Source organism: Spirochaetota bacterium (assembly GCA_034190085.1).
In the GTDB taxonomy this organism is placed as follows: Bacteria; Spirochaetota; UBA4802; order UBA4802; family JAFGDQ01; genus JAXHTS01.
In genome coordinates this window covers 96,645-121,349 of record JAXHTS010000035.1, presented here as the reverse complement: position 1 = coordinate 121,349, position 24,705 = coordinate 96,645, and the positions used below count along the sequence as shown (strand labels likewise).

Here is a 24,705-nt window from a genome sequence, read left to right as displayed (position 1 = left end):
AGATCTCGGGGTGAAGAAGCACAAGACATAAAACAAATTGATGGTTACAAGGCACGTAGATGGGTTGTAGAAAGAGTTCATTCATGGTTGAATCGATTCCGGAGGATTCTTGTTCGATGGGAAAAAAGAGCTGATACTTTTCTTGCAATGTTGCACATCGCATGCGGAATCATTACATGGAGAGCAACTGGCCTACTGGAATAGGCTCTAATTCCTTCTTCAGCTTATATAATTCCTCATCTCGAGGAATACCTCTACCAGGAAATGCTTTCCCATTATTATCCCTTAATTCTCTTCTCCATCTTGATAAAAGATTAGGCCTTATCCCTAAATCTTCAGATATCTCACTAGTTGTTTTACCGCTTCTATCCAGTAACTCTACTGAATCAATCTTAAATTGTTTGTCAAATTTGCTTCTTGATTTCATTGACTCCTCCGTTAAGCTTATTATCGTTTCTTTCGCTTAACTTCGTGTCATCTTTTTTGGGGAAAGGCCAAGCTTTCTACCAGGTGTAAGTAACAAGGCAGGCAAGGCAATGAGGCAAAAAGCCAAAAGATGGAAGATGCACCTCCGTAGTGATAAATCCCTTGAGGATCTGTCGAGAATGTTCAGCCCTGTAATAAGGGGTTGGATAAATTATTATGGCAAGTTCTACAAATCCGCGCTTTACGCGACGTTGCAGCAACTGAACAGAACATTGGTCAGGTGGGCAATGAGGAAATTTAAAGAGTTGAAAGGCCATAGGCGCAGAGCAGAGCATTGGTTGGGAAATGTTGCCATAAGACAATCTCAACTGTTTCCGCACTGGCAATTTGGCGTTAAACCAACGGCTGGATAATGGGAGCCCGTTGAGCTGAGAGGTTCACGCCGGGTTCTGAGAGAGCGTGAGGGGAGGTTCCCTTGCGCTACTCACCTTATCATTTTAGTCAAAAGCGAACGTGCAGGGAAGAGAGTGCTTGCAAGTATAACGCGCTATGTGGAAAAGAACCTGAAACTGAAGGTTAATGACCAGAAAAGTAAGGTTGTTCCAATTAAAGAATATTTCAGAAAACAGGTTATTAACTATTTCAAGGACACAGACAGGATAACAGATAAAATAGCCCGGAATTTGCTTTCATGGAAGCACAGCGGTTTTAATATACATAACTCCATTCGGATCATGGGGCATGACAATAAAGCAAGAGAAGCTCTTGCGCAGTATATTGCCCGGTGCCCGATCTCTCTGAAAAAAAACATCTATGAACCTGTAAAAAGCATGGCGATTTTAAAACAAAGTACAACCCTTACTTTAAGGAGAACCTGAAGATATATGACCCAGTAGAGTTCATTGGACTTGCTGCACAGCATATTCCGGTCTTGCGATTAAGGCTGATTCGGTATTTTGGAATGTATTCATCGAAAAGCAGGGGCAAGTGGCATGGTGGGAAAACATGCGCTTGTCGGATGGAAAGAACAGTATGAACTGGAAAGGCAGAGCGATTATGCAGAAATTGAAGTAATGTGTAGTATTGACAGCATTTCGCATAAAAAAGCAAGGCTAGCTGGGCTCAGCTCATCCAGAAGATCTACGAAGTAGACGTTATGACCTGTCCAAAATGTTCTTCTGAGATGCGGGTTATTGCAATAATTACTTCTGGATACGAGATTAAAAAGATACTGCGGCACTTGGTACGGACTGGAAAGAGTCCTCCATGGCTTAATGAGTGCCTTTTAAACAATTGAATATCTATACATATGAATATCCTGAATTGTTTTATGTCAGGAAAGGTCTGTCCTGTTATTAAATAAAGCCTCCTTATATATTGTTATTTTTCCCAAAGGGGAATAAAAGGGATATATATTTCATTTTGAAGCAGCTTCTTCATGTACTTTTCATCGTACTCTACATTTTAAGGTATAAATATCAGAAAATGTTTATATTTTTGATTGCTTTTATTGGGATTGCTTTTATTGGGATTACTTCTATCAATAGTTCCAATCAATAGTACCAGTTAGTATGCTGGTTCCTATGGTGATAATTGCTGCATGCATTATCCTTCTTGGATTCTTTAGCGATTATATAGTAGAGAATATTATTCAATTCGCTCTACCGACTAGTTTTTAGTTTGGTTTATATGCTACCTTTTAATTAAATTCATGAAAGAAGGAGGATTCCTGGTAACAGATTATCATTGATAAAATAATATTGTCTAGTTGGGTAATATTATTTTTTATATAGTTAAGTGATATGGACGAAATATTTAACAATCTTGCTGATTAAGAATAAACAACTCGCTTATCAATAATATTTTGATTTTATTTTGGGAAAAAATAATGGAGGTTAAAATGAAAAAACTAAATTTATTAAGTTTTATGTTAATTTTTCTATTTTATCATAATTTATTTGCTGATGAGCCATACAATTCTAAATTTGCACAAAAAGATGTTTTAGAAATTAGCGGTGGAATTTCAGTATTATCTCATATTGATGATGATAGTAAAGTCCATAGAGTATCTTTTTCTCCCGCTATAGATTATTATTTAATAGATAATATACATTTTGGCATTAGTCCAGCGTCTTATTTCACTTATAATGATTATGATAAATTTGAGAATAGCAAAACTATTGGTTTTAGACCTAATTTAATAGCTGGTTATACATTTAAAATTGATAATAATTTATTTTTCGATATTTCACCTTCAATTGGTTATGGATATCTTAAAGTATTTAACAGTGATGATGATACTCATAAATCAATAAGCTACGGTTTAGACATTTCGTTAAAATATGACCTAGATGGTGCGCTAATTAATTTAAGGTTAGGGCAATTATATACTGATTATATTGATAATTCAAGTTTAGATGATTATTATGATATTAGTATAGGATTAGGGTATTCACTCTATTTTGATATCAACTAATATTTGTTAAGATGCGCTCGCGAAAGGTCCATATCTCGTATCTTTCATCTGGTGTAATCGCGGATAAGCTGACATCACGCTGGAATTTTTCCTCAGTGGGCAAGAAAACAAGTATGGGATTGAAGAAGTTTACCGCACAGTCATACTCGTGCTCAGAATATGTCTTTTGTCCAACTTCCGTATACGTTCCACCTCGCGAGCCCAGCAACAGGAGAAAGACGTCAGCGTCTGCAATTGCCTGCTTAACCAAATCATGTGTCCGATGGCGGCTAGGAGCGAATCGCTCCATAAGTATAGGGAACTGGCCCGCTGCAATTACAGCTCCCTCCACAACCATCCAAGCCTCTCGAAGATAGGAAAGTGTCGAGGCAATGAAAACATTGTGCCTTATCCTTCCCGGCATTTTTTGCCTCCTAATTTCTTTCTGAGACATAACATCCTGACTAATATGTATATGGTACAAAATTACTGCATACAGCAAGTCCTGTTTCGTTTATTCCTCCAAAATCTTGAATAATATCATTATCATTTGGATTTTTCTTAATCAAACCAAGATATTTATACAAACCATTTCGAACCTCTATAACTTCCATTTCGATAGTATCAGAATCCCTATTTTTATGCAATAGAACTTTTCCTCCAGCAAGTGATTCTCCTGTGGCTATCCAGGATGTGCATCCTTCATTAACTTTATTTGATAATTTAAAATATGTAAGTGTAAAAACTATTAATACACAAAACATACTTAAACATATTTTCTTTAGTCAACAACCACCCCCACCAGAGGTGGGGGCTTGATGAGCCCCATAGGGGCTTTTTTTTCTCAGCTAAAATAGTTTTCCTTGATTCTCTAATCTATCAAGTTTATCCTGATCTTTTATATACTTACGAATCATCTCTTCATTTTTACCTACAGTATTTACGTGATACTCCCTACTCCAAAAATGACTGCCCCAATATTTCTGCCTTAATTCAGGAAACTTATTAAACATTCTTATCGCTGTCTTACCTTTCAACTTTCCAATTACTTCTGAAATAGAATACTTCGGCGGTATTGCTAAACACATATGAATATGGTCTTTGCATACGTTTCCTTCAATAATCTCTACTCTCATCCATACACAAAGTTTTCTTATTTCATCTCTTACTGCTTCCCTTATCTCTCTATCAAAAACCTTGTTACGATATTTGGGGATTATTACAATATGATACTTGCAATCCCAGACTACATGTTGTAACTTGTTCGTACTTATTTATTTTTCCTCCTGTAGCATATTTTTGTTCAGGAGGAAAAATTTTTAACTTCTTCTAAACTAATAATTTTTTAAGCTAATAATAGGTGGAACTCTTCCAAACTTACCAGCATAGCTGGTAGTTAAATTTATAATTTAATAAAATGCAAGTGTCTTGTTGACGTCAAAGATAGGATACAGTATTAAAATTTAGCTATCGAATGTAAAGATTCTCATCTCCATTTCATTTTTTGAATAACACGACGTTCTGATAATGATAAATGTTGATATGGTCTTATAAGCACTACTATTTGGTATTTGTTTCTTTTAAAACTTATTACCTTACAGAGGCTTATGAGGCCACTACTTATTTAAGCTATGTTGCACTTCGATATTGAATTCTGGGATATTTATATTTGTCCCGTCTGGGGATGAGGATCTTTTATTGACTTCAGCTATTGATCTTTCTATCATTGTTTTTGTTTGAAAAACAATCAAGTATAAATACAACACCAAACACTTTAGACAAAGTCGCATATTACAACATGCTAGTATGTTCGCTTGAACTGGGCCACATTGGTGCGGCTCTTTTGTGAGCCATCCATGGGAGGTTGTTTGCTATAGGGGCGATCCCGTATTGTCATTGCTAATCGATTTCAGTTGCTAGATAATGCGCCACAGTCTGCTGTAAAAAGAGGAGGATGAGATGAAGAAATTCGATTGTCTTGTGTCTGCGGTCATCTGCGTGATGGTACTCGCTCTTTGGCCCCAAGAGGCTCGGTCTTACCATCGAGGAAAGTTGCATCAAATACATGCTGCCCTAGCGAAAAGAGCCCCGGTCGAATGGATACATTACGAGAACACCGATGATTGGCGGTGGGGCGAGCTGGCTTTTAATGACGAACAGTATCCTCTCACGATCGATGTCCTTGAAAACAGGCATTCGAGACCCGACAGGGTCGCGTTTCTTGTAACCCCCAGCGGATACAATTTCCGCAACAACTATTTCGCACCGAGGGAGAAGAACATCGCGCACTTCTTGCGTGAAAACGGCTATCTCGTAGTGAGTATCACCTTCCGTGAAGACGTCATGCCGGAAGATAACCTGGATCCGTCCGTACGGGAGTGGGGGATAGAGAAGCACGTGGCGGATATGCACAAAATTGTCAGGATCCTTCGTAGGGCCGTCCGGCTGCCCTATGAGTTCATCGGACAATCCTCCGGCGCCGTTTGCATCATGGATTACGCATCCAAGTTCAGTCACCCGTGGTTCGAAAAAATCGGCCTCATCGATACAGACAGCTTCGATCCGGATATATATCCTGAAAAAGTCGCGTATTCCGGTATCACTTACGATGCCATCGCTCAGCTCATGGATGAGGGGATTCTGGTGGACACGTTCGCTGCCGATTTCAAGGAGCTGATATTCGCCGCCGCCCTCTATCCGGAGATGGATTCCGGACAGCCCCGCCCGGAAGGGCTGCCGGGCAACTTCACGTTGAACGGCCTGCTTCACTTCTCTTTGATATACACGGCCTTTCTTCCCGGCTTGACCAGTCCGATTACCGGGCTCCCTGGGGAATGGGTGATGATACAGGGGGTATGCAACGGGTACTACAATTTCGACATCGATCCATTGCAAGACGATTTCGGCCTTACTAAAACAGATCATCAGGTGATGCCCATCGTGGCGGCCGACATAGGCCAAGGTACCGCGCCTCTAGCCCTGGCAAAAGACATGTACGGTCTGCTCGCCCTGAGCGGCGACTACACCATCGACTGGTGCGGCATTGAGGAGCGCGTCGTCATGGTCAACGGCGAGTTCAGCTCCGGAGACCAGAGCTACTATGGCACGCTGATTCAAAACGCCGGGAATTCGGACGTAACCCTGTCGATCATCAATGGCTACGGATATGCGGATCTTCTGTGGGGCACTGATGCAGAAGCGGAGGTGTGGCCCTATCTCATCGACTGAGCGCTTCCTTTCTTTTTGAGTAACGCTATTTCCCGATGTTATTGCCAAAAGTTGTGGATTGATAGACAAATAAGATTATCCTCCAGTATGAATAGATATATATAATAATCAATGTTAAGGAGGATAGTTTTATGATTGAGGTCAAGAGGAACAAAGGAATATTTTCAGATGGAGGCACTAGCTGGTTTATTTTAGAAGAAGTTCTCAGAGAAGGAGCCCAAAAGATGCTCCAGGCAGCAATAGAGCAAGAGGTTGCCAATTTTATAGAAGAACATAAATATAGAAAAGATGATAATGGTCATCGCCTTGCTGTAAGGAATGGTTACATGCCTATGAGAGATATAATAACAGGATTAGGCGCAATTAAAATAAAGCATGAATGAGTAGATGTCAGGAAATTAAGAGATAGAAGAGATGGAGAGATGTTCACATGCCAGATATTACCCAGGTTTTTTAAGACGGATCCCGAGTATTGATAATTTAATTCCAGTATTATATTTAAAGGGTATATCTACAGGTGATTTCCCCACAGCTTTAACAGCCATATTGGGAGATGAAGCTAAAGGAGTATCCGCTTCAACAGTAGCGAGGCTGAAAAGTATATGGGAATCAGAGTATCAAGAATGGTTAAAGAGGGATTAAAGCAATAAGCAGTATGTTTATTTTTGGGTAGATGGAATATATTGTAATGTAAGTATGGAAGAGAAATCATGTATTTTAGTAATAATAGCAGCAGATGAGGAAGGCAATAAAGAACTTTTGGCAATAGCTCCCTTTAAAACCATTCTCTCGCATTATACGCGCTACCCGCCTTCTCGAACATCTGATATTACGCTTTCTTAACTCCCTGAATATCCTGGGGCTACCGTATAGCCTACGATTTGCCTCGTATATCTCCTGAATAATAACATTAAGATCTTCATAATCCATCTTATATCTATTCATCGGATTCTTAAGATAAGAATAATAGCGGCTACGTGATACCCCCAACACTTCGGCCATTTTCTTCACCGGAAACTTGCCGCTATGGTCTCTCATGAATTTATACCTCGCTTCTCGGTCTTTGAGAAAATGGCCACTGCTTTTTTTAATATATAACGCTCCAGTTTTACATCTGCTAATTCCTTCTTCAGCCTATATAATTCCTCATCCCGAGGAATACCTTTCCCAGGAAATGCTTTCCCATTATTATCCCTTATTTCTCTTCTCCATCTTGATAAAAGATCAGGCCTTATCCCTAAATCTTCAGATATCTCACTAGTTGTTTTACCGCTTCTCTCCAGCAACTCTACTGAATCAATCTTAAATTGTTTGTCAAATTTTCTTCTTGATTTCATTGACTCCTCCGTTAAGCTTATTATCATTTCTTTCGCTTAACTTCGCGTCCTCTTTTTTAGGGCAAGGCCATAATCACCATGTTAAGACGCATGGCGAATAGAAGCACAAATTCTCAAATGCTACTCGATTAGGTGTCAAGTGCATATATGTGTCTCGAACCACGTGCCAGCCATGTCGTACTTTAATAAAAAAAAGTATTTTCATCTTCTCACACCGAACATATTAATATATAGTTTCTGTATAATAACATATATAAATAACTAACAAGTCAAATTAAAAAAATTTGATACTTATATAGCTGGATAACATTCAAAATATAATAATATCCAGAAACAGGATATCCCCCCATGCTGCCCAATTCATCGCCTATATTGTTTTTGGTGAGGGCTTTTTTATATGTATCAGCAATTTTCATAATATCAAAGTGTTTTCATCTTCTTTGATATTATTTTATGCACAGAATTGATTAGCATTTAAAATCTTAAATCTCAGTACGAAGGGATACTAACCAATACAAGAAACATTATCTCCCAAGTTTGAAGAGTTATTACCTAGGTCGGGAAGAATATTACCTAGGTCATAGTTGTTCTCACCCGAACCAGAGCATTAATCTTCAGGGGAATTACCCTTTTGGCGTTTTTTTTCTTAAATTGTGACTACTCAACTATGGATACAATAATATTTATTTCACAAAAAACAGGTATAATGAGTTGAAGTTGATTAAAATGTCATTCCCCTGCATTCACAGAGCCTGCCCCTGTGCATACCAGGGAATGACATCTGTCACAAGTTCTACTCCCCCACTCTATGAGCATTGACTGGCATGGTAGTAGTTTAATTTAGTATGTATTTTTTTAATCTATGTTATTCCTAGGGAGGCGGGAATCTCTCATTATCCTAAAATAATGAGGAGCTTTCTTTAATATAAAGATTCCGGTATTCCACTCCGTCTCAACCGGAATGACATGTACAAAATAATGTAACCTACCCATTTAATTTACTAGCACTGGCATTTTCTATGAATATATACTTTTAAAGTTGACGTATTAAATTCAGAATGCAAAAATGTCTGACAAATATACAGACTCATCCTTCTCGTTATTTCTTCAATAAATACATTTTAAAACTAAAATAACAGGTGATAATTATGAAAGTAATTGATCTTCAAACGCAGATGACTACAGAGAAGGGCGCCCTATTCCCTAAAGATTTTAAAGCACATTTTGAGGCAACCTTCAAAACCATCATCCCCTATTATCAGACTGAAGAGGAGATGATGCAGGTTTTTAGAGAAGCAGGTGTTAAGGCAATCTTTTTAACACCAGCTCCTACAAATTATGAGATGATGGCAGAGATTGGTGAGTATATGCTAAAGGTAAAGAACGACTTCCCTGACGACTTTTATGGAAGTTGGGCGCCCTTTAATCCCGAATTCGACATCAAGAGTTATGTGATCGAATTGGAAAAATATATTGATAGGGTTGGATCCTTTGGAATATTCTATTATGGAGCTTCATGCGGTGTCCCTGCAAATGATCCCAAGCTATTCCCAATCTATGAACTCTGCAGCGCTAAAAATGCCCCGATTAAGATTAGTGTGGGTCATACTGCATTGGGAGCTGGCACGCCGGGCGGCATGGGCATAAGGCTGGGATCCGAGAGGCCCATTCCCAATATTGATGATGTCGCTGCTCAATTCCCAAACCTAAACATAATTGCCTCCCACTGCCCATGGCCCTTCCACAGTGAGATGATCTCAGTGATGGTTCACAAGGCTAATGTTTATAACGAAGTGCATGGCTGGTCTCCAAAATACTTTCCAGAAGAGCTAAAAAGAGAGATCAATGGAAGATTAAAACGCAAAATCATGTTCGGCTCTGATTACCCCTTCTTCTCCTTTGAAAGGCTCTTTCAGGATTGGGAAGCAGAGGGTTTTAAACCTGAAGCCATGGAAAATGTTTACTATAAAAATGCTGAAAATGTATTTGGTAAGCAATAATGCCCTACGAAACACGCCATAATATACATGAATGCACAGATTGCGGCGCCTGCAAAGAGTTTGTAGCATGTCCTGGGGCTAATGAAGAGATCTGCATTGGCTGCGGCGCCTGCAATCTCATCTGTCCAAACCAGGCTCTCGAATTAGTAGAGGCTAAAAGGAAAAGGGAAGTACAGATTGAGGTTAACGGCAAGGAAAAGAATGTGCCAGAGAGGATAACTGTAAAAGAGGCCCTCTGGGAGAGTGGCCATGGTATCAGCGCCTGTTTGCCAGGCAGTGACGATCTATTCGCCCCTTGCGGGGTCGGCGCGTGTGGGAATTGTGCTGTAGATATTGATGGTGAGATCAGGTTAGCCTGCGTAACAGAGGCAAAAGCGGGGATGAAGATAAAAACCGACCTGCCTGATGACTATATACCACGAAGGATTGTTGGTCCCTTTGGTGGACATCCTGATGGCGGGGTGGGCACCTCATGGGAATTTAGAAAAAATTCCACTTCTCAGTTTATAGAATTATGCTGCATTGTGGCTGGATGTAATTTCAGATGTCCACAGTGTCATAACTGGATGATTACGCATATGGGGAAAGGATTAGCCTTCACTCCTCAGGAAACAGCGAAAATGCTCACTAATAAATTAAAAGAATTAGGTTTAGAGAGCTTTTTGCTATCTGGTGGGGAAATAACCCTGAATAGGCCTTGGCTGATCCAATTAGTACAAGAGCTTAAACAGCTTAATCCGGAACCAGGAATCCGCCTTCACATCTCCACAAATGGATCTTTGCTAACTGAAAACTATATTGATGAGCTAATAGATGCTGGATTGAATGTCTTTGGGATTGACCTTAAGGCCCTGCATGTAGAGACCTTTATGAGAATTACAGGATTAAAGAATAGGGAATTGGCTCAAAGATGCATGGATACAGCCTGGAAGGCTGTAGCATATATTTCAGAGAACTATCATGATAGTGTATTTATGGGTCTGGGAGTGCCCTATAATGAAGAACTGATCTCTTTTGAGGAGATTCGACGCATGGGGAGGGAAATCTATAACATTGATCCATCCATCCAAACCACTGGCATGGCTTATTTCCATGGTGATTATAGAAGCCAAATAATGTGGCCCAGCTTTGATGAAATGAAGAGGGTTCGCCACATCCTGAAGGAAGCTGGGCTTACGACGGTTCAGTGCTTTGCCAAAGAGTTTATTGCGCCTTCAGATCCATAAAATAAAATTCTTTCTAATTATAGGCTTAAACTATGATATCCTCATCATCCATTTTCATTCTTAAACTTTAGCCTTTGGAGGCGTCAGGAAAAAGGAAAGGATAAAGCCGATCATCATTATTAGGATGATGATCATAAAGGCAAGGTCATAGCTGCCAAGGGCATCTGCTATATAACCGGCCCCCACCGGCACTATAGCCCCGATAACAACCAAGAAGGGCATAATAAAACCCATAACATTAGGGAACAGATCCTGTCCGAAGTAATTGGCGACTAACGCGGATATTAACACAAGGATAGTCCCGTAACAGACGCCAAAGAATGGCCCTGCGATCATCAGCATTGTAAAGCTGGGTCCCTTCCAAATGCCGATGAAGGAGATCGACATTACCAGGCAGGTAATATTGATAATCCATCGGGGTTCAATATAGTCTCCAAGCCAACCCATTGGGAAACGAGCCACGCCTCCTGCAAGGATAACAAATCCGATAATAGAGGCTGCCTGCATTTCAGAATACCCAAGATCAGTTATATGGAGCACCCCATGAACCACCATCATATACAGACCCATGATCTGGCTGATGTTTATTACAAGTGAAAACCACAAAAAACGCGTTCTAATAGCATCCGATAACATCCATTCAACAGGGGTCTTATAGGTACGCGCCACCCTTGCCTTCCCTAGCGCGACCTCTTCTTCATTTGGCGATATGCCGTCAGGATGCTGTCCCAAATCCACAGGATTATCCTTTAACCAATAGCTTATTGCTAGAGCTAACACACAAAACATCCCACAAATCAACCAGCCCCATCTCCAGGAGTTAGTATTCTGCATTATCCATGTAAAGGTGGGTGTGGCCACAAATCCACCCACCGATGCGCCGGACATCACTAATCCCAAAACTGCCCCACGTTTGACACTAAACCAATTGGTCACAGCAGTCTGATGAACTAGTAGGCCAGCAAGGGCAAAGCCGATTGACATGATAAAACCCCAAAGCAGTATCCAATGCCAGAGCTTGGTAACTGTTCCAAGAAAAAAGAGCACAATAATCATAATGAGAATACCTAAAGATAGCGTCTTCCTGCTACCGATCCTCTTTATCAAAAGGGCCACAAGGGGACTCAACAGGCCTACTACTATTCCCCTGATGGTGTGAGCTATGGCGGCCTCCCCACGACCCCATCCCATATCCTTAATCATATTGGGAAAGATCACTGAAAAGCCATAGAAGACGATACCGAGTCCGATGAAATAGGTAGTAAAGAGGATCCCGGCATTTTTCCAACCATAAAAACCTGACATTTTTTGTTGTTCATCCATAAATAAATCGCTCGCTTGTTATGAATACTCTTTGGGGGTCTGGTCAATACCAATCATCTCTCGCGCCTGCGCGGGTGTAGCGACCTCCCTGTTTAATTCATGCACTATGCGTACAGCCCGCTCAACCTGCTGGGCATTGCTCTTTGACAGTTCTCCCTTGCGATAATATACGTTATCCTCCATTCCTACCCTTATATGTCCGCCCATGATGAGGCTTAGTGCATTAACCGGAAGCTGCAGCGGCCCAATGCCAATAGCGGAAAAGAGGGACTTGGGAGGCATATTCTCTATCATCTCCAGAGCTGTCATAACAGTGGGCGGACTGCAGGCGCCATCCTGCCCAAAAACGAGCTGGCACCAATATGGTGGATCGACCAATCCCTTGCTGATTAGATTATCAACGAACCACCAGCTCTGGCTGTTGAAGACCTCGAGTTCAGCCTTTACATTATTGATCCTCATTGCCCGAGCAAGCTTTTCAGTTTTGCTATAACCCAGCGGGATCACTCCCTCGAACTGCATAAATCCATCATCAGTATGCTCAAATCCTCCGCCGGCCAGTCTACTCAAGGCATTATCATTTGATATCTCAGCCCCCTTTGGAGCCTTTATCCTAACGCGCATATAGAGCATACCAACGTCTAGCGAAGCCACCTCAGGATTACATTCAGCGAAGTGTTTAACCATCTTTTCCTCATCATCTGTATAGAATACTGGTGTGCCTGTATTATTTATGATTATATCCGGGCACCTCTCCCTGATAAGCTTATTCACCCTGTAAAAATCTTCTGCGCTCTGAGATTGCGAGGAGTAATTTGATTTTGGATCTCGGGCGTGGATATGCACGATGCTGCATCCTGCCTTGTATGCCTCATATGTAGAATCAGCCTGTTCCTCCGGTGTTTCAGGCAAATCCGGATTCGCGGCCTTCCCATGGATTCCACCTGTAATCGCGCAGCTAATGATTACTGGGGGCCATTTGGTAAAGTGCTCACGCCACTCCCTATTATCAGTGAACCTCCAACTCGTGTCATCTAGTGTTAAAGCCATATTATACCTCCTTAATTAAAAATAAAAATATTACTAAAGTCATTATCTGGTTGTTATTAATAGCATAGAAAAAATCTAGAGGAAATATCCCACAGCATTTCTGAATATGGACATCCCCTCCCCCTCTTCCGGGAGGCTTATACCCCTCCTCTTTGCCCACTCCTTTTGATAGGTCCAGTCATCGCGATGTGTGAATACTATATTCCTTTCAGGATGAGGCATCATGCCCAAAATTCTGCCGCTTTTATCGGTTATTGCCGCAATATCATTGATTGAGCCATTGGGATTGAATGGAAAAGCGCCATCCGCTGGCTTGCCATCAGGGTGAGAATACCTCATTACAACGAGATTGTTATTCTCTATTTTGTTTATTATGTCCTGAGGGGCATACAAATTCCCATCCATATGAGCGACCGGAATATGCAGCCTCTTAATACCCCTTGTAAATATTGATGGTGAATCCGCTTCAATCCTCAAATCTACCCATCTGCATTGATATCTCAGGCTGTTATTGGGTTCTAAAGAGACCTCAGCATCCCCAATGATCCCCTTCAGGCCGGGAATAATGCCAAGATTTACCATAATCTGAAATCCATTACAAATCCCAAGCATGAGGGTATCCCTTTCAATAAAATCTATAAACTCATCCAATAAATTGTTTTTTATTCTGTTTGCCATGGCCTTGCCGCTGCCGGTGTCATCCCCATAAGAGAATCCCCCAGGGAAAACAAAGATTTGATAATCATCGAGTATCAATGGATTTGAAATAATATCATTGATGTGTACAATCTTTGCGAGAGCGCCGGCCTTATCAAAGGCATATCTGGTCTCTTCATCGCAATTTATTCCATAACCGGTCAAAACAAGCGCATTCGGCTTTGACATGTTTCGTTCCTTTGATTAAAATAATTCACCAACCAGCGGCAGTCATTGCCATTATAGCCTGCTCAACCGGTCTTTTCCGAGGATAGAGCCTCTTCCCAATACCATGAGTTAGCCAGATTGGCAAACCTCCCCAACTCAAGATTCTAAGTCCATATCCAAAGGCAAGGACATCCTCTGTCTGATCCTCATCTTCACAGGGCTGAGATAATTCTGCCCGTGAGAATATATGAGCATAATCAAAAAACAGATTCACCCTTAAACGCTTATGTAGATTAAAACTGTATTTTAGGTTCATTAAACCGAATTCCTCAACAAATCTGAACTCATCCAGCGTGAATCCATGCACCACATCCAATTTCACATTATCAATGGTGGATCCGAATCTAGGTCTGGTAAGGAAGTCGTTATCCACCCCGCCCTTATATCGTAATCTCAATACAACATTGTGATTGTTATTTAATAACAGCCCTGAAGTTAGAATGGATGAATAAATAATAAAGGTTTTTGCCTCCCCTCCTATCTCATAATCGGGGGGTTCGCCCCATCTCCCCCATCTGCTCCTAATGCCATATCCGATCCAGGAGGTTAGTTTAATCCCCTCTGTAAGTTGGTCCACCCCTTTCTCCGTTAATCGATCAAAGCCAAAATCAATCCTTGGGAATATATTTATATGGTTTTTGGGCATAATAAAGTCTGAACCAGTATCCCTTTTAATAAAAAAATATTGTCTAGAGTCTAATGAGAATGCAAAAGAGGTACTCCATGGAAGAGAACATTTCAGGGAAATTATCTCAGAGATGTAATTAGTATAAAATCTCTTTTCCTTTTGTAAAATTCCGCCCGCAAACCCGAAGTTCGTCCCACTGGCATATAGAAACGATCCGATTACTGTCTCGCTCAGGGTGGTATTTCTCCAAGGAAATTTACGCTGTATGCATCTAGCCGTTAATTTATAACCAACCCATAATAACGATAAATCTATATTAGTATTAAATATATCCTCCTGTTCTGTTTTAAAGACCGGAGCAAAATTAGAGTTCCTGTCATCTGTAGGCATCTCGCCTATCAATAGTATAATTGTATTTATATCTTTAGGGGATTTTTCTTTTAATTGATTTATTTCAACCTCATCCTGACTAATTCCCATCTCTCTTGGAAATATCTCTTTCTCAGCAATATCATTATCCCATTCCTCTCTCTCAATTATACTCTCTCCTTCAATGGAAATCACTGGAAAGGGCGCATGTATCTGTGCTGTTGTAAAGATAAACAGCGCCTTAATGATGATGGAGATACTTTTTCCCTTCCGCTTGACTTTAGAACTGCGACTTCCGATCCTTATATTCATCACTTTCAAGTAAGTAAATCTATCAATCATCCTTCTGTACATTTATAGAATCACAGGACTATCTTTTAACAAATCAGCAAAAGGGATCGGCTTTCCCATCCCTAACAAATAATTGCTTTCAGGAAAAATTACTACCCTTTGTGATTATAATCCTTGAGATCCTATAGGCTCGTCTTTTGAGAGATGGCAAACCCAGGGTCAATGTTGATAAAATGGAGTAGAGTCTATTTGCATTTTTTATCATGCTAATCTCTATTGGTTTAGGACTCGACTCCAGGCCATATTTTTCTGGCTTGTCCTTCAGTATTGTGATCACATGAAGACCGCTGAATTGATCTTTACCATATATGCTCGCTTTAGGATACTCATCCTTAATCTTTTTGAGTCTCTTGCTAGCCCTATCCAAGACCTTTATCCTATCATCATAGAGTATAGATTTTGTCGGGCATACTGCAGCGCATGCAGGGATATCCCTTTCATTAACGGTACATGCATGGCATTTATATGCCTTGTTCTTCTTAATCGGTTTATCAATTCCATATTCGTTAAAATCCCTATCGCTTACATGGGGCACATTATAAACGCATTCTTCCTGACAGGCGCCACAACCAATACATATATTCTGGTCTATTACAACCCAGCCTCCCCTCTTGGAGATGGCCTTTACCGGACACACCCTTAAACAATTTGGCTCTTCACAATGATAGCATTTCTGATGCATTATCTGCCAAAGTGGCTTCTCAGGGTCTTCCCGATCCAATTCATAAAACCTCACAAGATTATAGGTTATTGCTGAAAGCCCTTTCGGATTCGTATACTCAGGGGCGGCAAAGAAGCTTGTATCCTCAGCAGGAAGATTATTCCACTGCTTACAGGCGACCTGACATGCCCTGCACCCCATACATTTGGTTGTGTCGATCAAGAATGCCTTTTCCCCCATCGGTCACTCCTCTTTGTTAATATCTACGAGAAAGGCAATAGGCTCATTATTCTCTAGGTTAATATTGTTATAATAAGGTCTGCCCCTGCCATAACCAAGGGCGAAATGACTGTGAATCCCAATTATCTCAATATCCCTGCCATTTATCCTAAGCGGCTGCAACCTCCCTGTTACCAAAGCAAAGGCGCTCATCCTGCCAAAGGGGGAGCTGATCTCAACCCTGTCCCTATTCCTTATCCCCTTCTCCCATGCCAGGCTAGGGCTGATCTCACAAAATATATCCGGAGACAACTCTGAGAGCCATGGCATATTCTTAGTCATAGCGCCTGATCGCCAATGCTCTGTCACCCTGAAATATGTGGCCAGATATGGAAAGGAGTCGGGCTTGACGTGTTTATTCACAATTATCTGTAAAATTGGATAATTATTCTGAGAACTCAATATGTTGATACTTGGGCTCCACTTTGACTCATAGTGTTCAGGTATGGGACCGCCTGTCATAGTATTGGCAAATAATCTTCCGACGCCCTCAGGCAGCATTATAAAGGGATTCATCATGTCAGGGGCGGCATCCTCGCCGCCATGGACCATATCTCCTTCCCATTCACTTCCATTCCAACTGGCAACCCGCTTGGCGGGATTCCATGGATCGCCCTCCCTGTTTACCCCAGCCCTGTTATAGAGCACTCGACTATTGGCTGGCCAACACCAGGCCCATTCCGGATACATTCCAAGCCTGTTAGACCCGTCCTTCATGCCCCGCCTGGCCATCATATTGCATCCATCATTATAGCTTCCACAATAAAGCCAGTTACCGGATGCTGTGGAACCGTCATTTTTCAAGGAGATAAAATCCCCTAAAGGCTTCTTTGTGTTCCAATCAAAACCATTGATCTCCCTGGCAACCATATGGGGACTTGGGGCATCCCCGTCATCATGAAAATTCCAGTAAGCATTTAATATTGGATCTGGGAACCTGGCCCCCTTGTCCCTCTCATAGAGTCCCCTGATTTTTCTGAATAAATTATCAACTATCCATAAATTATCCCTTATCTCATCTGGCGGCGAAACAGCCTTATATCCCCACTGAACCCATCTCCCTGCATTGGTGACACTGCCCTCCCTCTCAATTGAATTGGATGAAGGGAGGAGAAATACCTCGGTCTTGATCCTCCTGGGATTTGCACCGCTCCTCTTCCAGAAGTTAGATGTCTCTGTTTCAAAGATGTCAACAGCCGCAAGCCACTCAAGATTCTCCAGAGATTTTGCAGCCGCTTCATTATAGAAGCATCCGACTAGCGGGTTTGCGCCAATTAGGATAGCGCCCTTGTGCCTGCCATCGCCCATATTATTAAATACATCGACATTCCCATAGGCTCCGCTGACCTTAGGCAGCCAATCATAACAAAAATCATTCTCCCTATTGGCGGCATCTCCGTAAAAGGCCCTTAAAAGACTGACCATATACTTCCAATTATTCTTCCGCCAATTGATGCTCATCGGATCATTTGCTGAAGGTATTGTCTTGCTTATATATGCATCCAGATTTGGATGTTTCCTTGTTTCCGGTATTGGCAGATATCCAGGTAAAGAATGCCAATGAATGCAGTGATCCGTAGCGCCCTGAATATTCGCCTCATGTTTAAGGGCATTTATGCCGCCCCCCGCCACGCCAATATTACCCATAAGCAACTGAAGCAGGGCAAATGCATGAATAGCATGAGACTCTCCAGCATGTTGATCCTCATTCATAGAATACATTATTGTCGCCGCCCTGTCGGGCTTATGGGTGGAGGTAAATATCTCAGCGATCCTTATAAATGCATCCTCAGGACAGCCTGTCAGGCTTGAAATCCTTTCGGGCGTATATCGCGAATAGTGCTCCTTCAAGAGCTGATAAACTGAGTTGCGATTCCTGAGGGACACATCCATCCTGGGGACGCCCTTTCGATCCTTCTGATATGCCCAGCTCGACCTATCGTATTCTCTATTCTTAGCATCGTATCCGCTGAAGATACCATCGTGAAAACTGAATTCCGGATTTATCAGATATGCGCCATTAGTATATTCAATCATATATTTCCTGTTGATCCGATCATGTTGAAGGGCATAGTTGATGATTCCGCCAATAAAAGCGATCTCAGTCCCGGGCCGAATCGGCGCATAGAGATCAGCCAGTGAAGAACTCCTCGTAAATCTTGAATCAATGCTCAAGAGCCTAGCATCCCCCCCCTTTGCCTTCATTATATATTTGAATGAAACCGGAAAATCTTCAGCCGGATTGCTGCGGATCATCATTATTACGTCAGCATGCTGTATATCAATCCAATGATTTGTCATTACGCCATGCCCAAAGGCATTCTCCATCCCCTCAACAGTCGCTGAGTATCCCCTAATGCCCTGATTCTCTAGATATGTTATACCGAGTATCCGCGCGAACTTTGTCCAGGCATAACACTCCTCATTGGTAAGGGCGGTACCGCTGAATCCAGTTATACCGGCGGTTCTATTCACTATAAAGTTATCCTCCTTCTCGAGGAAGGTCTTATCCCTTGTCCTTTTGATCCTGTTAGCGATCTTTTTAATGGCCGCATCCCAGGATATCTCTCTCCACCTGGTGGAATAGGGAGCGCGGTATAACACCCCTTTGGGCCTCATGTCATTGAGAGTGGTCGCCTGATATAGGGCTATCCCCTTCGCGCAGAGGGAACCCCTATTAATCGGATGATCAGGATCCCCCTCAATGTTAACCACTACCCCATCCCTCACAGCGACAACCAGGCCGCACCCTACACTGCAATAGGGACATATGGTAGTAACCTCGATGGTCCTTTTCAGCTTATGAGGCTTTGTCTTACAGCTATTCAGGAATGGCACGCCCCCAAGGAATGTCCCGGAAATGGTCATCCCGGAGAGCTTCAGAAATTTCCTTCTGGTTACATCCATATAAATACTCCCGCATAATACAACTCAGAGAAGTCAAATCAAGGCTTGAGATATAGGGATCACACACCCTGTCACAATATTTTGAGAAGTATTTACCGTGAAATGAATATTAAGTCAATTTAATTATTTAATGAATGCTAATGCTATGGGCAAGTTCTCAAGAAATAGAAGGAAAATCCCCCAGGGGATAAACCCTCTCCCCCATGTACCCAATGGCTATCCCCAAGGGGATAAACCTCATCCCCTATGTACCTACGGCTATCCCCCAGGGGATAAGCCCCATCCCCTGTGTAACTACGGCTATCCCTCAGGGGATAAGCCCCTTCCCCTATGTGCTGATTGCTCTTTATCGATGATTATCGATGTCGTGAATTCTGATTATAATGGGATTGGCGCAAAGGGATGGCTTGATATCAGTCGCTTAATAAGCGAACCAGAGAACCTCTAGACGGGAGGCAAGCGCTCAGATTAAACATTAAAACGACGAGGTTTCGAAATGCGGACTCCCCTGCGCAAAGCAGGTTTGCGGTTAGGGATTATATATAAATCTGGAACTGGATAGTCCCCTTTTTCTCGCCAGAACTAGCCTTATGATCATTATTAAGGGGATTCTGATATTCAATCTTTAGGTTGGCATTATGCCCGTCAATAAAATAATTCACACCCCCAATAGCATATGCCCTTTCATAATCACCAGATACGTCCCCCCAGTCTTCATAGGTCCAGGAGAGGTATTTGCATACAAGTTGAATGTTTCCATTGAAGAGGAATCCTATCTGTCCAAAAAATCCATATTGATCATGAGCAGAAAAGGAATAATAGGGCCTGTTCTTCACATCTATAAAGGCACCCTGAATCGCAAGCGCCATGCCCTCCCCAAGGTCATAATCGATTACAGCGTCCACTGTCCAGGCCCTGTAGGCCTGAAGCCCGCCATATCCCCCTGTATTAAAATCATAATCTCGAAACGCATGGTTCTGATAGTCAAAACCCGCGCCCAGTGAGATGATCCTCTTTTCGCCAAGATAATTTCCGCTATAGTAGAAACCTGTCTCCGGATCCATCAGATTGATCTGGATTCTGCCACAATATCGCGGATAATCGTAGGGATTGATGTCATCGCTAGCAGTATCTTCAGTATAATTATAATTCTTAGAGACTCCCTGCCAGATCCCGATTCTGTAATCGATGAGCCCCTTCTTGCCATTCAGGGTATCCAGAAGAAGCCCCCTTACCTCTACCCCAGTGTCTCTCCATACATTTGTTATCCCCCTTAAGGGGATCACCTCCTCATTATAATCAACACCGAGAAGATGAGCCGAATACTGCCTGTTATGGTGCATAAAGGGCACTGATATCATTCCCGCTGCGATCTGAAGCTCATCCGCTGCCCTGTAATTGATATAAGCATCCTGGGTGAATGCCTTATTCTCGCCATCACTATCATTATCATACTCGCCTATTCTGAAATCATCGGTCTGCATAAAAAATGTTACATCCCTGGCAACCTGCCCCTCAAGAATAATTCTCGACCTTCTCACTATAAAATTCTTGGACCAAATGGCGTCATCACTCTCATTCTCACCGGATTGAGGAAAATATGTATTCTGTGTATACCCCTGTACCTGTAAAAGATAATGAACCGAAATCCATCTGTTCTCGCCAAAGGTTAATCTTGTAATGCGCTTATCCTCTGCTAATAGCGGCATTGCCAGCGACATAGTCACCATTAGTGTTACAATATATCTCGATATTCTTAACATATGATAATCCATAAATAGGTAATATTATTGTACGCTTAGTAATTATCATAAATTGCACCTGCAAAAGATGATAATCCCTAGGATGAATCAAGCTCTTTGGATTTATGCATTAAATCCTAAATAATTCAGTTATACCATTTAAGCCGATCAATATATATGCAAGCCTTGCTGAGCAGGGCAATAGGCATAGTGATAATCTATAATCGGTTGTAGGGGTGACCCAGTGGATCACCCCTACTAAACCCTTTTACCCCAAATACTCGCGTTGACCCTTGAATTTGCAAATTATAACAACATTTATAGGACTCATCGGTTTCTAAAACCTGAGTAAATAATTAACGATATTTATTCAAATAGAAAACTACAAAATCGAAAAAATCACATGTTGTAGTATTTATAGAACACTTCTTAACCTATGAGTAATAAGCTGCATAATGTTTATTGATATTGTAGGATTCTCTTTTAGTGTCAATAAAAAATCATTCCTCTTAATAGATAAAAACCTCGTTTTTTCCATGGTTTTCACGCTTGCGCTTCTCGGTTCTTTGTCAATAATGGAGAGTTCTCCGATACAGCTTCCGGAATTCAGCCTACTCAAGACCCGATCCCTTGTATAGACCTCAACCTCCCCTTCCAATATGATGAAGAGTTCGTCGCCAATTTCACCCTGTTTAATGATAACCCTATCCTTCGGAACCTCAATCTCCTGTGTAATATTTGAAATGTGGATCAGTTCATTTATCTGTAATCCACTGAATAGGGCATTCTCCTTTAGAAATGTAATCTTTTCAATAAGTGAAAGCATCTCAATCCCCTCCTTTGAGTTTATATCAATCGATTCAAAGGGATTCGTCTTGATATTTCTCAGGCTAACATCCTGGAAAAGGATAAATAGAGAGAAATTTAATATATCAAGGATCTCATTAGTAAAATTCTCGGTTAAATGGTTCAATGATTTTATTGATTCATCATTCAGAAATATATCTATTTTCTGATGAATCCTTTCTCCTTCAACAAAAATTGATAGGGCCTTTTTGGTCTGCCTTCCCGAGGTTTCAATATATTCAAGCAGACAGTTGTCTAAATCCCTATCCTTCAAGAATAGAATGGACTCATAGGCTTCTTCAATATTTGTGCCGGTAAGTATGGCTATAGCCTTTAATATGAGATGCTTGTGAAATTCAATAATATCCTCTATACAATTACACAGGAATTTAGGGATCATTGGATTACTAAGGGCATCCCCCCTGATCCCTTTTATTGAATCGATTAATTCTACCAGTTTTATTATCCTATTGATCTCAAAATCAATAAAGGTATCAATTGTATCCCTGGGCCTATGGTTCATGCTCATCATGTAATTAAGATAATTTGAGAGCCTTGCACAATCCTCTTCCTGAAACAACCGCCCTACAATTCTTACAGCAGTTGTTTCATCATATTTGAAAAGCCTTCCCATCTGGTCTTGAGAAATATCTTTCCTATAATCCAGCAGGATTGTCTTATCCGCCTCGCTTATTTTGCCAGCTAACATGGAGAGATTAATAAGATAATTGATCTCCGCATCCCGATAAACATGAAATATTTTTTTTAACTCACAGGCTGACAATTTATTTGAAAAGGGGATAAGGCTTTTCAAAAATTGAATATTTCCAGTTGCTAATGCAATATCCACAAGATGATTTAAAAAGTATAAATGAGGCAGAACCTGGATAATTATTACAAACTCAATGGATTCCATTTCTCCCTGTAGTATGCCCTCTTTGATCTCCATAACAGACTCAATGCAAAAACTATCCAGATCCCTATCATCGCTAATCATTCCATGCTTGGATAGGAGTATTGAAATTGCATATTCTTCGCTCTTCAGGGTTTTATGATATCTATGCCTGAGGAGCCTCTCCCTCTCTTCATATCCCAATTCCGTTAATAGGTACAGGGCCCTGCCCCGAATAAAGGGTTCCTCATCCTGGAGAGCCTTGGATATGATAGGCATAGTCAGATCATGCCTCTCAGCGTCTAAAAGATTTATGATGCCCTCCTTGGTGTGAGTTGATAATCGGTCGAAATGGCGATTAAGTAGGGGCAGCATATTCAGCGCCAGCTCCCGATTAAACAGAAACTCTATTGTCTCCAGATTTTCTTCCACCCAGATTGGATCGGATAAGAGGTTTGAATAATCATCAAATTTTGGATATTCCTCATCCCCCTCAATCGTGTCAAAGGAGAGCCTCTTCCTTAATGATTTTATATATGCCCTATTCTGGCAATATGTGAACAATAGATAAAGCGCCCCTATTGATAGTGTTAAAACATAGCCTTCATAGATTGAGAAGCCCTCGCTTATCAACAGGATAATCCCGCCCCCAATGATCATTCCAATGGGACTTATTATTCCGCTAATAAAGGATTTGAACTCCGCAATCCTATCCCTGGGAGATGCCGCAATAATCGTATTATAGATAGGGGTCCTTATAATTACGCTAAGATTCTTTCTCCAGAACCTTATCAATATCCCTATTATAATATTAGGGAAGGCGATAAATAATGAAATTAGCGATAAAAATGAGATGGGATAGACAAGGTTGGAATTCCGCACACCTATCCGATCAATTACCCCTGAGACTATAAAAAACTGAATAAAGAGGGTGATGAAGTCTGTAATAAAGGTATACATGGAAAGAAAAGCCGCGAGTTCATTTTTCGTATGAAAAATATTGTTAAAAATTCTGGAAAAGTAGAACTCAGAAATCTGATTGGCTATGGACATCATGAATACAGCAATAGCTGAATATAAAAAAATTGGCGATGAATATGTAATCTTAAATCTTCTGAAGATTTTTTCAAATACTGTATAATCCGGCAGCAATTCGAACCTGCTGATTCTTGCATGCTCCTTGCTGATGCCTTTAGAGAATCTCAGCAGGAGAAAGGGGATAAATAGCAGAAAAGCGTTTATTGCCCATATATAAATGCCGTATTCTGATATGCTCTCTGAAAAGAGGGTAAAGACTATGAGGCTGATCAGTATCCCCCCCAACTTGGCGCCGCCCATGAGGAAGGGCAGTATCCTCTTTGAGCTTCTCAAATTGAGGAATTGAAAGGCAAAATTAAAAAAATGCATATCCAGAAAAAAGGTAAAGAGGTAATTGCCCATATACATATAGAAGGGAAGCCATGAATAGTTGCCCTGTAAATAAACAGAGGCCAAGAGTATCATTATTGTGGAGAAGCCAATTAAAAAGATATAGGCCTTTTTAAGGGACATCTTTAATAAAAAATAATTGTAGCATATGCCTGCTGTTATAATGGCAGCTCCATTATATATAAAGAATCTCGACAAACCCTCTGCGCCGTATTCCTTTAAGAATATGGTTTCAGAGAATATCTGACCTATGGCAAAGAAGGAACCTGATAAAAAGTATAAGGCAAAGAGGGGTATCACAAAGCCAAGCTCATCCCTCCTAATGGAAAGGATATTCAACGCGGTTCTTCTAAAATTCATTATCGCTCTACTCCCCCCTCCCCTTCAATTATTGATCATCTTGATTTTAATATTAGTGGGAATTTTGTAAATTGAAAAACAACTTCTAATTTTTATGCAACTTCAAAATTGTATTCAATAATGTTTTTCCTGTTTTATCAATTAGGATTTTTAATGGGCTGTGTTGCACCTCAAATTTGAATTCCGGCCCCCTTAAGCATCTCATAGTTTACTAAAAAATGGAGCTTTTTAATAAAGTTCTACTAATTATACAATTTTGTATTTTTTATCATT

General features: G+C 41.1%; 25 protein-coding genes. 11 read left to right on the top strand and 14 right to left on the bottom strand.

Going from position 1 to position 24,705, the window contains the following annotated elements; genetic code table 11:
- The coding region (locus SVZ03_06785) for a transposase (GenBank protein MDY6933914.1) at nucleotides 1–204 on the top strand (204 nt) is incomplete at its 5' end.
- Here the strand turns inward: SVZ03_06785 and SVZ03_06780 are convergent.
- A complete protein-coding gene (locus tag SVZ03_06780; GenBank protein MDY6933913.1) occupies nucleotides 173–427 on the bottom strand; it encodes a transposase in 255 nt (84 codons plus the stop codon). The genes SVZ03_06785 and SVZ03_06780 overlap by 32 nt on opposite strands.
- A gap of 109 nt (nucleotides 428–536) precedes the next feature.
- Between SVZ03_06780 and SVZ03_06775 the strand changes: the two genes are divergently transcribed.
- The 4 genes from SVZ03_06775 to SVZ03_06760 all read left to right on the top strand — a co-directional run bounded on the left by SVZ03_06775 (nucleotide 537) and on the right by SVZ03_06760 (nucleotide 2,902).
- Nucleotides 537–839: a group II intron maturase-specific domain-containing protein gene (locus tag SVZ03_06775; protein MDY6933912.1), complete on the top strand. Its 303-nt coding sequence runs from the start codon at nucleotides 537–539 to the stop codon at nucleotides 837–839.
- Nucleotides 840–953: 114 nt separating this feature from the next.
- Nucleotides 954–1,304 carry a hypothetical protein gene (locus SVZ03_06770; GenBank protein ID MDY6933911.1) on the top strand — a complete coding sequence of 117 codons (351 nt, stop codon included), beginning with the start codon at nucleotides 954–956 and terminating at the stop codon, nucleotides 1,302–1,304.
- Between the two features lie 114 nt (nucleotides 1,305–1,418).
- The gene (locus SVZ03_06765) at nucleotides 1,419–1,577 is read left to right on the top strand and encodes a hypothetical protein (protein ID MDY6933910.1); all 159 of its coding nucleotides are present in this window, start codon (nucleotides 1,419–1,421) and stop codon (nucleotides 1,575–1,577) included.
- A 749-nt stretch (nucleotides 1,578–2,326) separates the two neighbouring features.
- Entirely contained in the window at nucleotides 2,327–2,902 is a 576-nt protein-coding gene (locus SVZ03_06760) for a hypothetical protein (GenBank protein ID MDY6933909.1), read from the top strand.
- On the opposite strand, the gene SVZ03_06755 is transcribed toward SVZ03_06760, so the two are convergent.
- The 3 genes from SVZ03_06755 to tnpA form a co-directional block, all read right to left on the bottom strand.
- On the bottom strand, nucleotides 2,895–3,305 hold the full coding sequence (locus tag SVZ03_06755; GenBank protein MDY6933908.1) for a DUF4062 domain-containing protein: 411 nt from the start codon (nucleotides 3,303–3,305) through the stop codon (nucleotides 2,895–2,897). The two genes, SVZ03_06760 and SVZ03_06755, sit on opposite strands and share 8 nt — an antisense overlap.
- A gap of 40 nt (nucleotides 3,306–3,345) precedes the next feature.
- Complete coding sequence (locus tag SVZ03_06750; protein ID MDY6933907.1) at nucleotides 3,346–3,645, bottom strand: hypothetical protein; 300 nt, start codon at nucleotides 3,643–3,645, stop codon at nucleotides 3,346–3,348.
- 84 nt (nucleotides 3,646–3,729) lie between these two features.
- Nucleotides 3,730–4,155 (bottom strand): IS200/IS605 family transposase, encoded by a 426-nt coding sequence (gene tnpA / locus SVZ03_06745; GenBank protein ID MDY6933906.1) that lies wholly within the window; start codon nucleotides 4,153–4,155, stop codon nucleotides 3,730–3,732.
- A 685-nt stretch (nucleotides 4,156–4,840) separates the two neighbouring features.
- Between tnpA and SVZ03_06740 the strand changes: the two genes are divergently transcribed.
- The 3 genes from SVZ03_06740 (at nucleotide 4,841) to SVZ03_06730 (ending at nucleotide 6,751) form a co-directional block, all read left to right on the top strand.
- Nucleotides 4,841–6,109 carry a hypothetical protein gene (locus SVZ03_06740; GenBank protein ID MDY6933905.1) on the top strand — a complete coding sequence of 423 codons (1,269 nt, stop codon included), beginning with the start codon at nucleotides 4,841–4,843 and terminating at the stop codon, nucleotides 6,107–6,109.
- Nucleotides 6,110–6,240: 131 nt separating this feature from the next.
- Nucleotides 6,241–6,492, top strand: coding sequence for a hypothetical protein (locus tag SVZ03_06735; GenBank protein ID MDY6933904.1), 252 nt, complete (start codon nucleotides 6,241–6,243; stop codon nucleotides 6,490–6,492).
- Between the two features lie 31 nt (nucleotides 6,493–6,523).
- Entirely contained in the window at nucleotides 6,524–6,751 is a 228-nt protein-coding gene (locus SVZ03_06730; protein MDY6933903.1) for a hypothetical protein, read from the top strand.
- A gap of 75 nt (nucleotides 6,752–6,826) precedes the next feature.
- Here the strand turns inward: SVZ03_06730 and SVZ03_06725 are convergent, their stop codons facing one another.
- A complete protein-coding gene (locus tag SVZ03_06725) occupies nucleotides 6,827–7,147 on the bottom strand; it encodes an IS3 family transposase (protein MDY6933902.1) in 321 nt (106 codons plus the stop codon).
- Nucleotides 7,144–7,446 carry a transposase gene (locus SVZ03_06720; protein MDY6933901.1) on the bottom strand — a complete coding sequence of 101 codons (303 nt, stop codon included), beginning with the start codon at nucleotides 7,444–7,446 and terminating at the stop codon, nucleotides 7,144–7,146. The genes SVZ03_06725 and SVZ03_06720 overlap by 4 nt, the downstream gene beginning before the upstream one ends.
- A gap of 1,148 nt (nucleotides 7,447–8,594) precedes the next feature.
- Between SVZ03_06720 and SVZ03_06715 the strand changes: the two genes are divergently transcribed.
- Nucleotides 8,595–9,446, top strand: a complete 852-nt coding sequence (locus SVZ03_06715; GenBank protein ID MDY6933900.1) for an amidohydrolase family protein — start codon at nucleotides 8,595–8,597, stop codon at nucleotides 9,444–9,446.
- Nucleotides 9,446–10,672, top strand: a complete 1,227-nt coding sequence (locus SVZ03_06710; protein ID MDY6933899.1) for a radical SAM protein — start codon at nucleotides 9,446–9,448, stop codon at nucleotides 10,670–10,672. Before SVZ03_06715 ends, SVZ03_06710 begins: the two co-directional genes overlap by 1 nt.
- A gap of 60 nt (nucleotides 10,673–10,732) precedes the next feature.
- Here the strand turns inward: SVZ03_06710 and SVZ03_06705 are convergent, their stop codons facing one another.
- The 6 genes from SVZ03_06705 to fdnG all read right to left on the bottom strand — a co-directional run bounded on the left by SVZ03_06705 (nucleotide 10,733) and on the right by fdnG (nucleotide 19,164).
- Nucleotides 10,733–11,995, bottom strand: coding sequence for an MFS transporter (locus SVZ03_06705; GenBank protein MDY6933898.1), 1,263 nt, complete (start codon nucleotides 11,993–11,995; stop codon nucleotides 10,733–10,735).
- 18 nt (nucleotides 11,996–12,013) lie between these two features.
- Complete coding sequence (locus SVZ03_06700; protein MDY6933897.1) at nucleotides 12,014–13,045, bottom strand: 3-keto-5-aminohexanoate cleavage protein; 1,032 nt, start codon at nucleotides 13,043–13,045, stop codon at nucleotides 12,014–12,016.
- Between the two features lie 75 nt (nucleotides 13,046–13,120).
- Nucleotides 13,121–13,930, bottom strand: a complete 810-nt coding sequence (purQ, locus tag SVZ03_06695) for a phosphoribosylformylglycinamidine synthase I (protein ID MDY6933896.1) — start codon at nucleotides 13,928–13,930, stop codon at nucleotides 13,121–13,123.
- Between the two features lie 25 nt (nucleotides 13,931–13,955).
- On the bottom strand, nucleotides 13,956–15,308 hold the full coding sequence (locus tag SVZ03_06690) for a hypothetical protein (protein ID MDY6933895.1): 1,353 nt from the start codon (nucleotides 15,306–15,308) through the stop codon (nucleotides 13,956–13,958).
- An 88-nt stretch (nucleotides 15,309–15,396) separates the two neighbouring features.
- On the bottom strand, nucleotides 15,397–16,218 hold the full coding sequence (locus tag SVZ03_06685) for a 4Fe-4S dicluster domain-containing protein (GenBank protein ID MDY6933894.1): 822 nt from the start codon (nucleotides 16,216–16,218) through the stop codon (nucleotides 15,397–15,399).
- A gap of 3 nt (nucleotides 16,219–16,221) precedes the next feature.
- Complete coding sequence (gene fdnG / locus SVZ03_06680) at nucleotides 16,222–19,164, bottom strand: formate dehydrogenase-N subunit alpha (GenBank protein MDY6933893.1); 2,943 nt, start codon at nucleotides 19,162–19,164, stop codon at nucleotides 16,222–16,224.
- A 145-nt stretch (nucleotides 19,165–19,309) separates the two neighbouring features.
- Between fdnG and SVZ03_06675 the strand changes: the two genes are divergently transcribed.
- Nucleotides 19,310–19,612 (top strand): hypothetical protein, encoded by a 303-nt coding sequence (locus tag SVZ03_06675; protein ID MDY6933892.1) that lies wholly within the window; start codon nucleotides 19,310–19,312, stop codon nucleotides 19,610–19,612.
- An 88-nt stretch (nucleotides 19,613–19,700) separates the two neighbouring features.
- Here the strand turns inward: SVZ03_06675 and SVZ03_06670 are convergent, their stop codons facing one another.
- Together SVZ03_06670 and SVZ03_06665 are read right to left on the bottom strand one after the other, a co-directional pair.
- A complete protein-coding gene (locus tag SVZ03_06670; protein MDY6933891.1) occupies nucleotides 19,701–20,927 on the bottom strand; it encodes a porin in 1,227 nt (408 codons plus the stop codon).
- Between the two features lie 394 nt (nucleotides 20,928–21,321).
- On the bottom strand, nucleotides 21,322–24,432 hold the full coding sequence (locus tag SVZ03_06665) for a cyclic nucleotide-binding domain-containing protein (GenBank protein ID MDY6933890.1): 3,111 nt from the start codon (nucleotides 24,430–24,432) through the stop codon (nucleotides 21,322–21,324).
- Nucleotides 24,433–24,705 lie beyond the last annotated feature (273 nt).

Coding starts and splice junctions, on each gene's coding strand:
- SVZ03_06705 (MDY6933898.1), bottom strand. CDS start 11,995: ATGGATGAACAACAAAAAATGTCAGGTTTTTATGGTTGGAAAAATGCC.
- SVZ03_06700 (MDY6933897.1), bottom strand. CDS start 13,045: ATGGCTTTAACACTAGATGACACGAGTTGGAGGTTCACTGATAATAGG.
- SVZ03_06690 (MDY6933895.1), bottom strand. CDS start 15,308: ATGATTGATAGATTTACTTACTTGAAAGTGATGAATATAAGGATCGGA.
- SVZ03_06760 (MDY6933909.1), top strand. CDS start 2,327: ATGAAAAAACTAAATTTATTAAGTTTTATGTTAATTTTTCTATTTTAT.
- SVZ03_06685 (MDY6933894.1), bottom strand. CDS start 16,218: ATGGGGGAAAAGGCATTCTTGATCGACACAACCAAATGTATGGGGTGC.
- SVZ03_06765 (MDY6933910.1), top strand. CDS start 1,419: ATGGTGGGAAAACATGCGCTTGTCGGATGGAAAGAACAGTATGAACTG.
- SVZ03_06730 (MDY6933903.1), top strand. CDS start 6,524: ATGGAGAGATGTTCACATGCCAGATATTACCCAGGTTTTTTAAGACGG.
- SVZ03_06775 (MDY6933912.1), top strand. CDS start 537: ATGAGGCAAAAAGCCAAAAGATGGAAGATGCACCTCCGTAGTGATAAA.
- SVZ03_06670 (MDY6933891.1), bottom strand. CDS start 20,927: ATGTTAAGAATATCGAGATATATTGTAACACTAATGGTGACTATGTCG.
- fdnG (MDY6933893.1), bottom strand. CDS start 19,164: ATGGATGTAACCAGAAGGAAATTTCTGAAGCTCTCCGGGATGACCATT.
- SVZ03_06740 (MDY6933905.1), top strand. CDS start 4,841: ATGAAGAAATTCGATTGTCTTGTGTCTGCGGTCATCTGCGTGATGGTA.
- SVZ03_06755 (MDY6933908.1), bottom strand. CDS start 3,305: ATGCCGGGAAGGATAAGGCACAATGTTTTCATTGCCTCGACACTTTCC.
- SVZ03_06675 (MDY6933892.1), top strand. CDS start 19,310: ATGGGCAAGTTCTCAAGAAATAGAAGGAAAATCCCCCAGGGGATAAAC.
- SVZ03_06720 (MDY6933901.1), bottom strand. CDS start 7,446: ATGAAATCAAGAAGAAAATTTGACAAACAATTTAAGATTGATTCAGTA.
- SVZ03_06750 (MDY6933907.1), bottom strand. CDS start 3,645: ATGTTTTGTGTATTAATAGTTTTTACACTTACATATTTTAAATTATCA.
- SVZ03_06735 (MDY6933904.1), top strand. CDS start 6,241: ATGATTGAGGTCAAGAGGAACAAAGGAATATTTTCAGATGGAGGCACT.
- SVZ03_06725 (MDY6933902.1), bottom strand. CDS start 7,147: ATGAGAGACCATAGCGGCAAGTTTCCGGTGAAGAAAATGGCCGAAGTG.
- SVZ03_06780 (MDY6933913.1), bottom strand. CDS start 427: ATGAAATCAAGAAGCAAATTTGACAAACAATTTAAGATTGATTCAGTA.
- SVZ03_06715 (MDY6933900.1), top strand. CDS start 8,595: ATGAAAGTAATTGATCTTCAAACGCAGATGACTACAGAGAAGGGCGCC.
- SVZ03_06665 (MDY6933890.1), bottom strand. CDS start 24,432: ATGAATTTTAGAAGAACCGCGTTGAATATCCTTTCCATTAGGAGGGAT.
- SVZ03_06710 (MDY6933899.1), top strand. CDS start 9,446: ATGCCCTACGAAACACGCCATAATATACATGAATGCACAGATTGCGGC.
- purQ (MDY6933896.1), bottom strand. CDS start 13,930: ATGTCAAAGCCGAATGCGCTTGTTTTGACCGGTTATGGAATAAATTGC.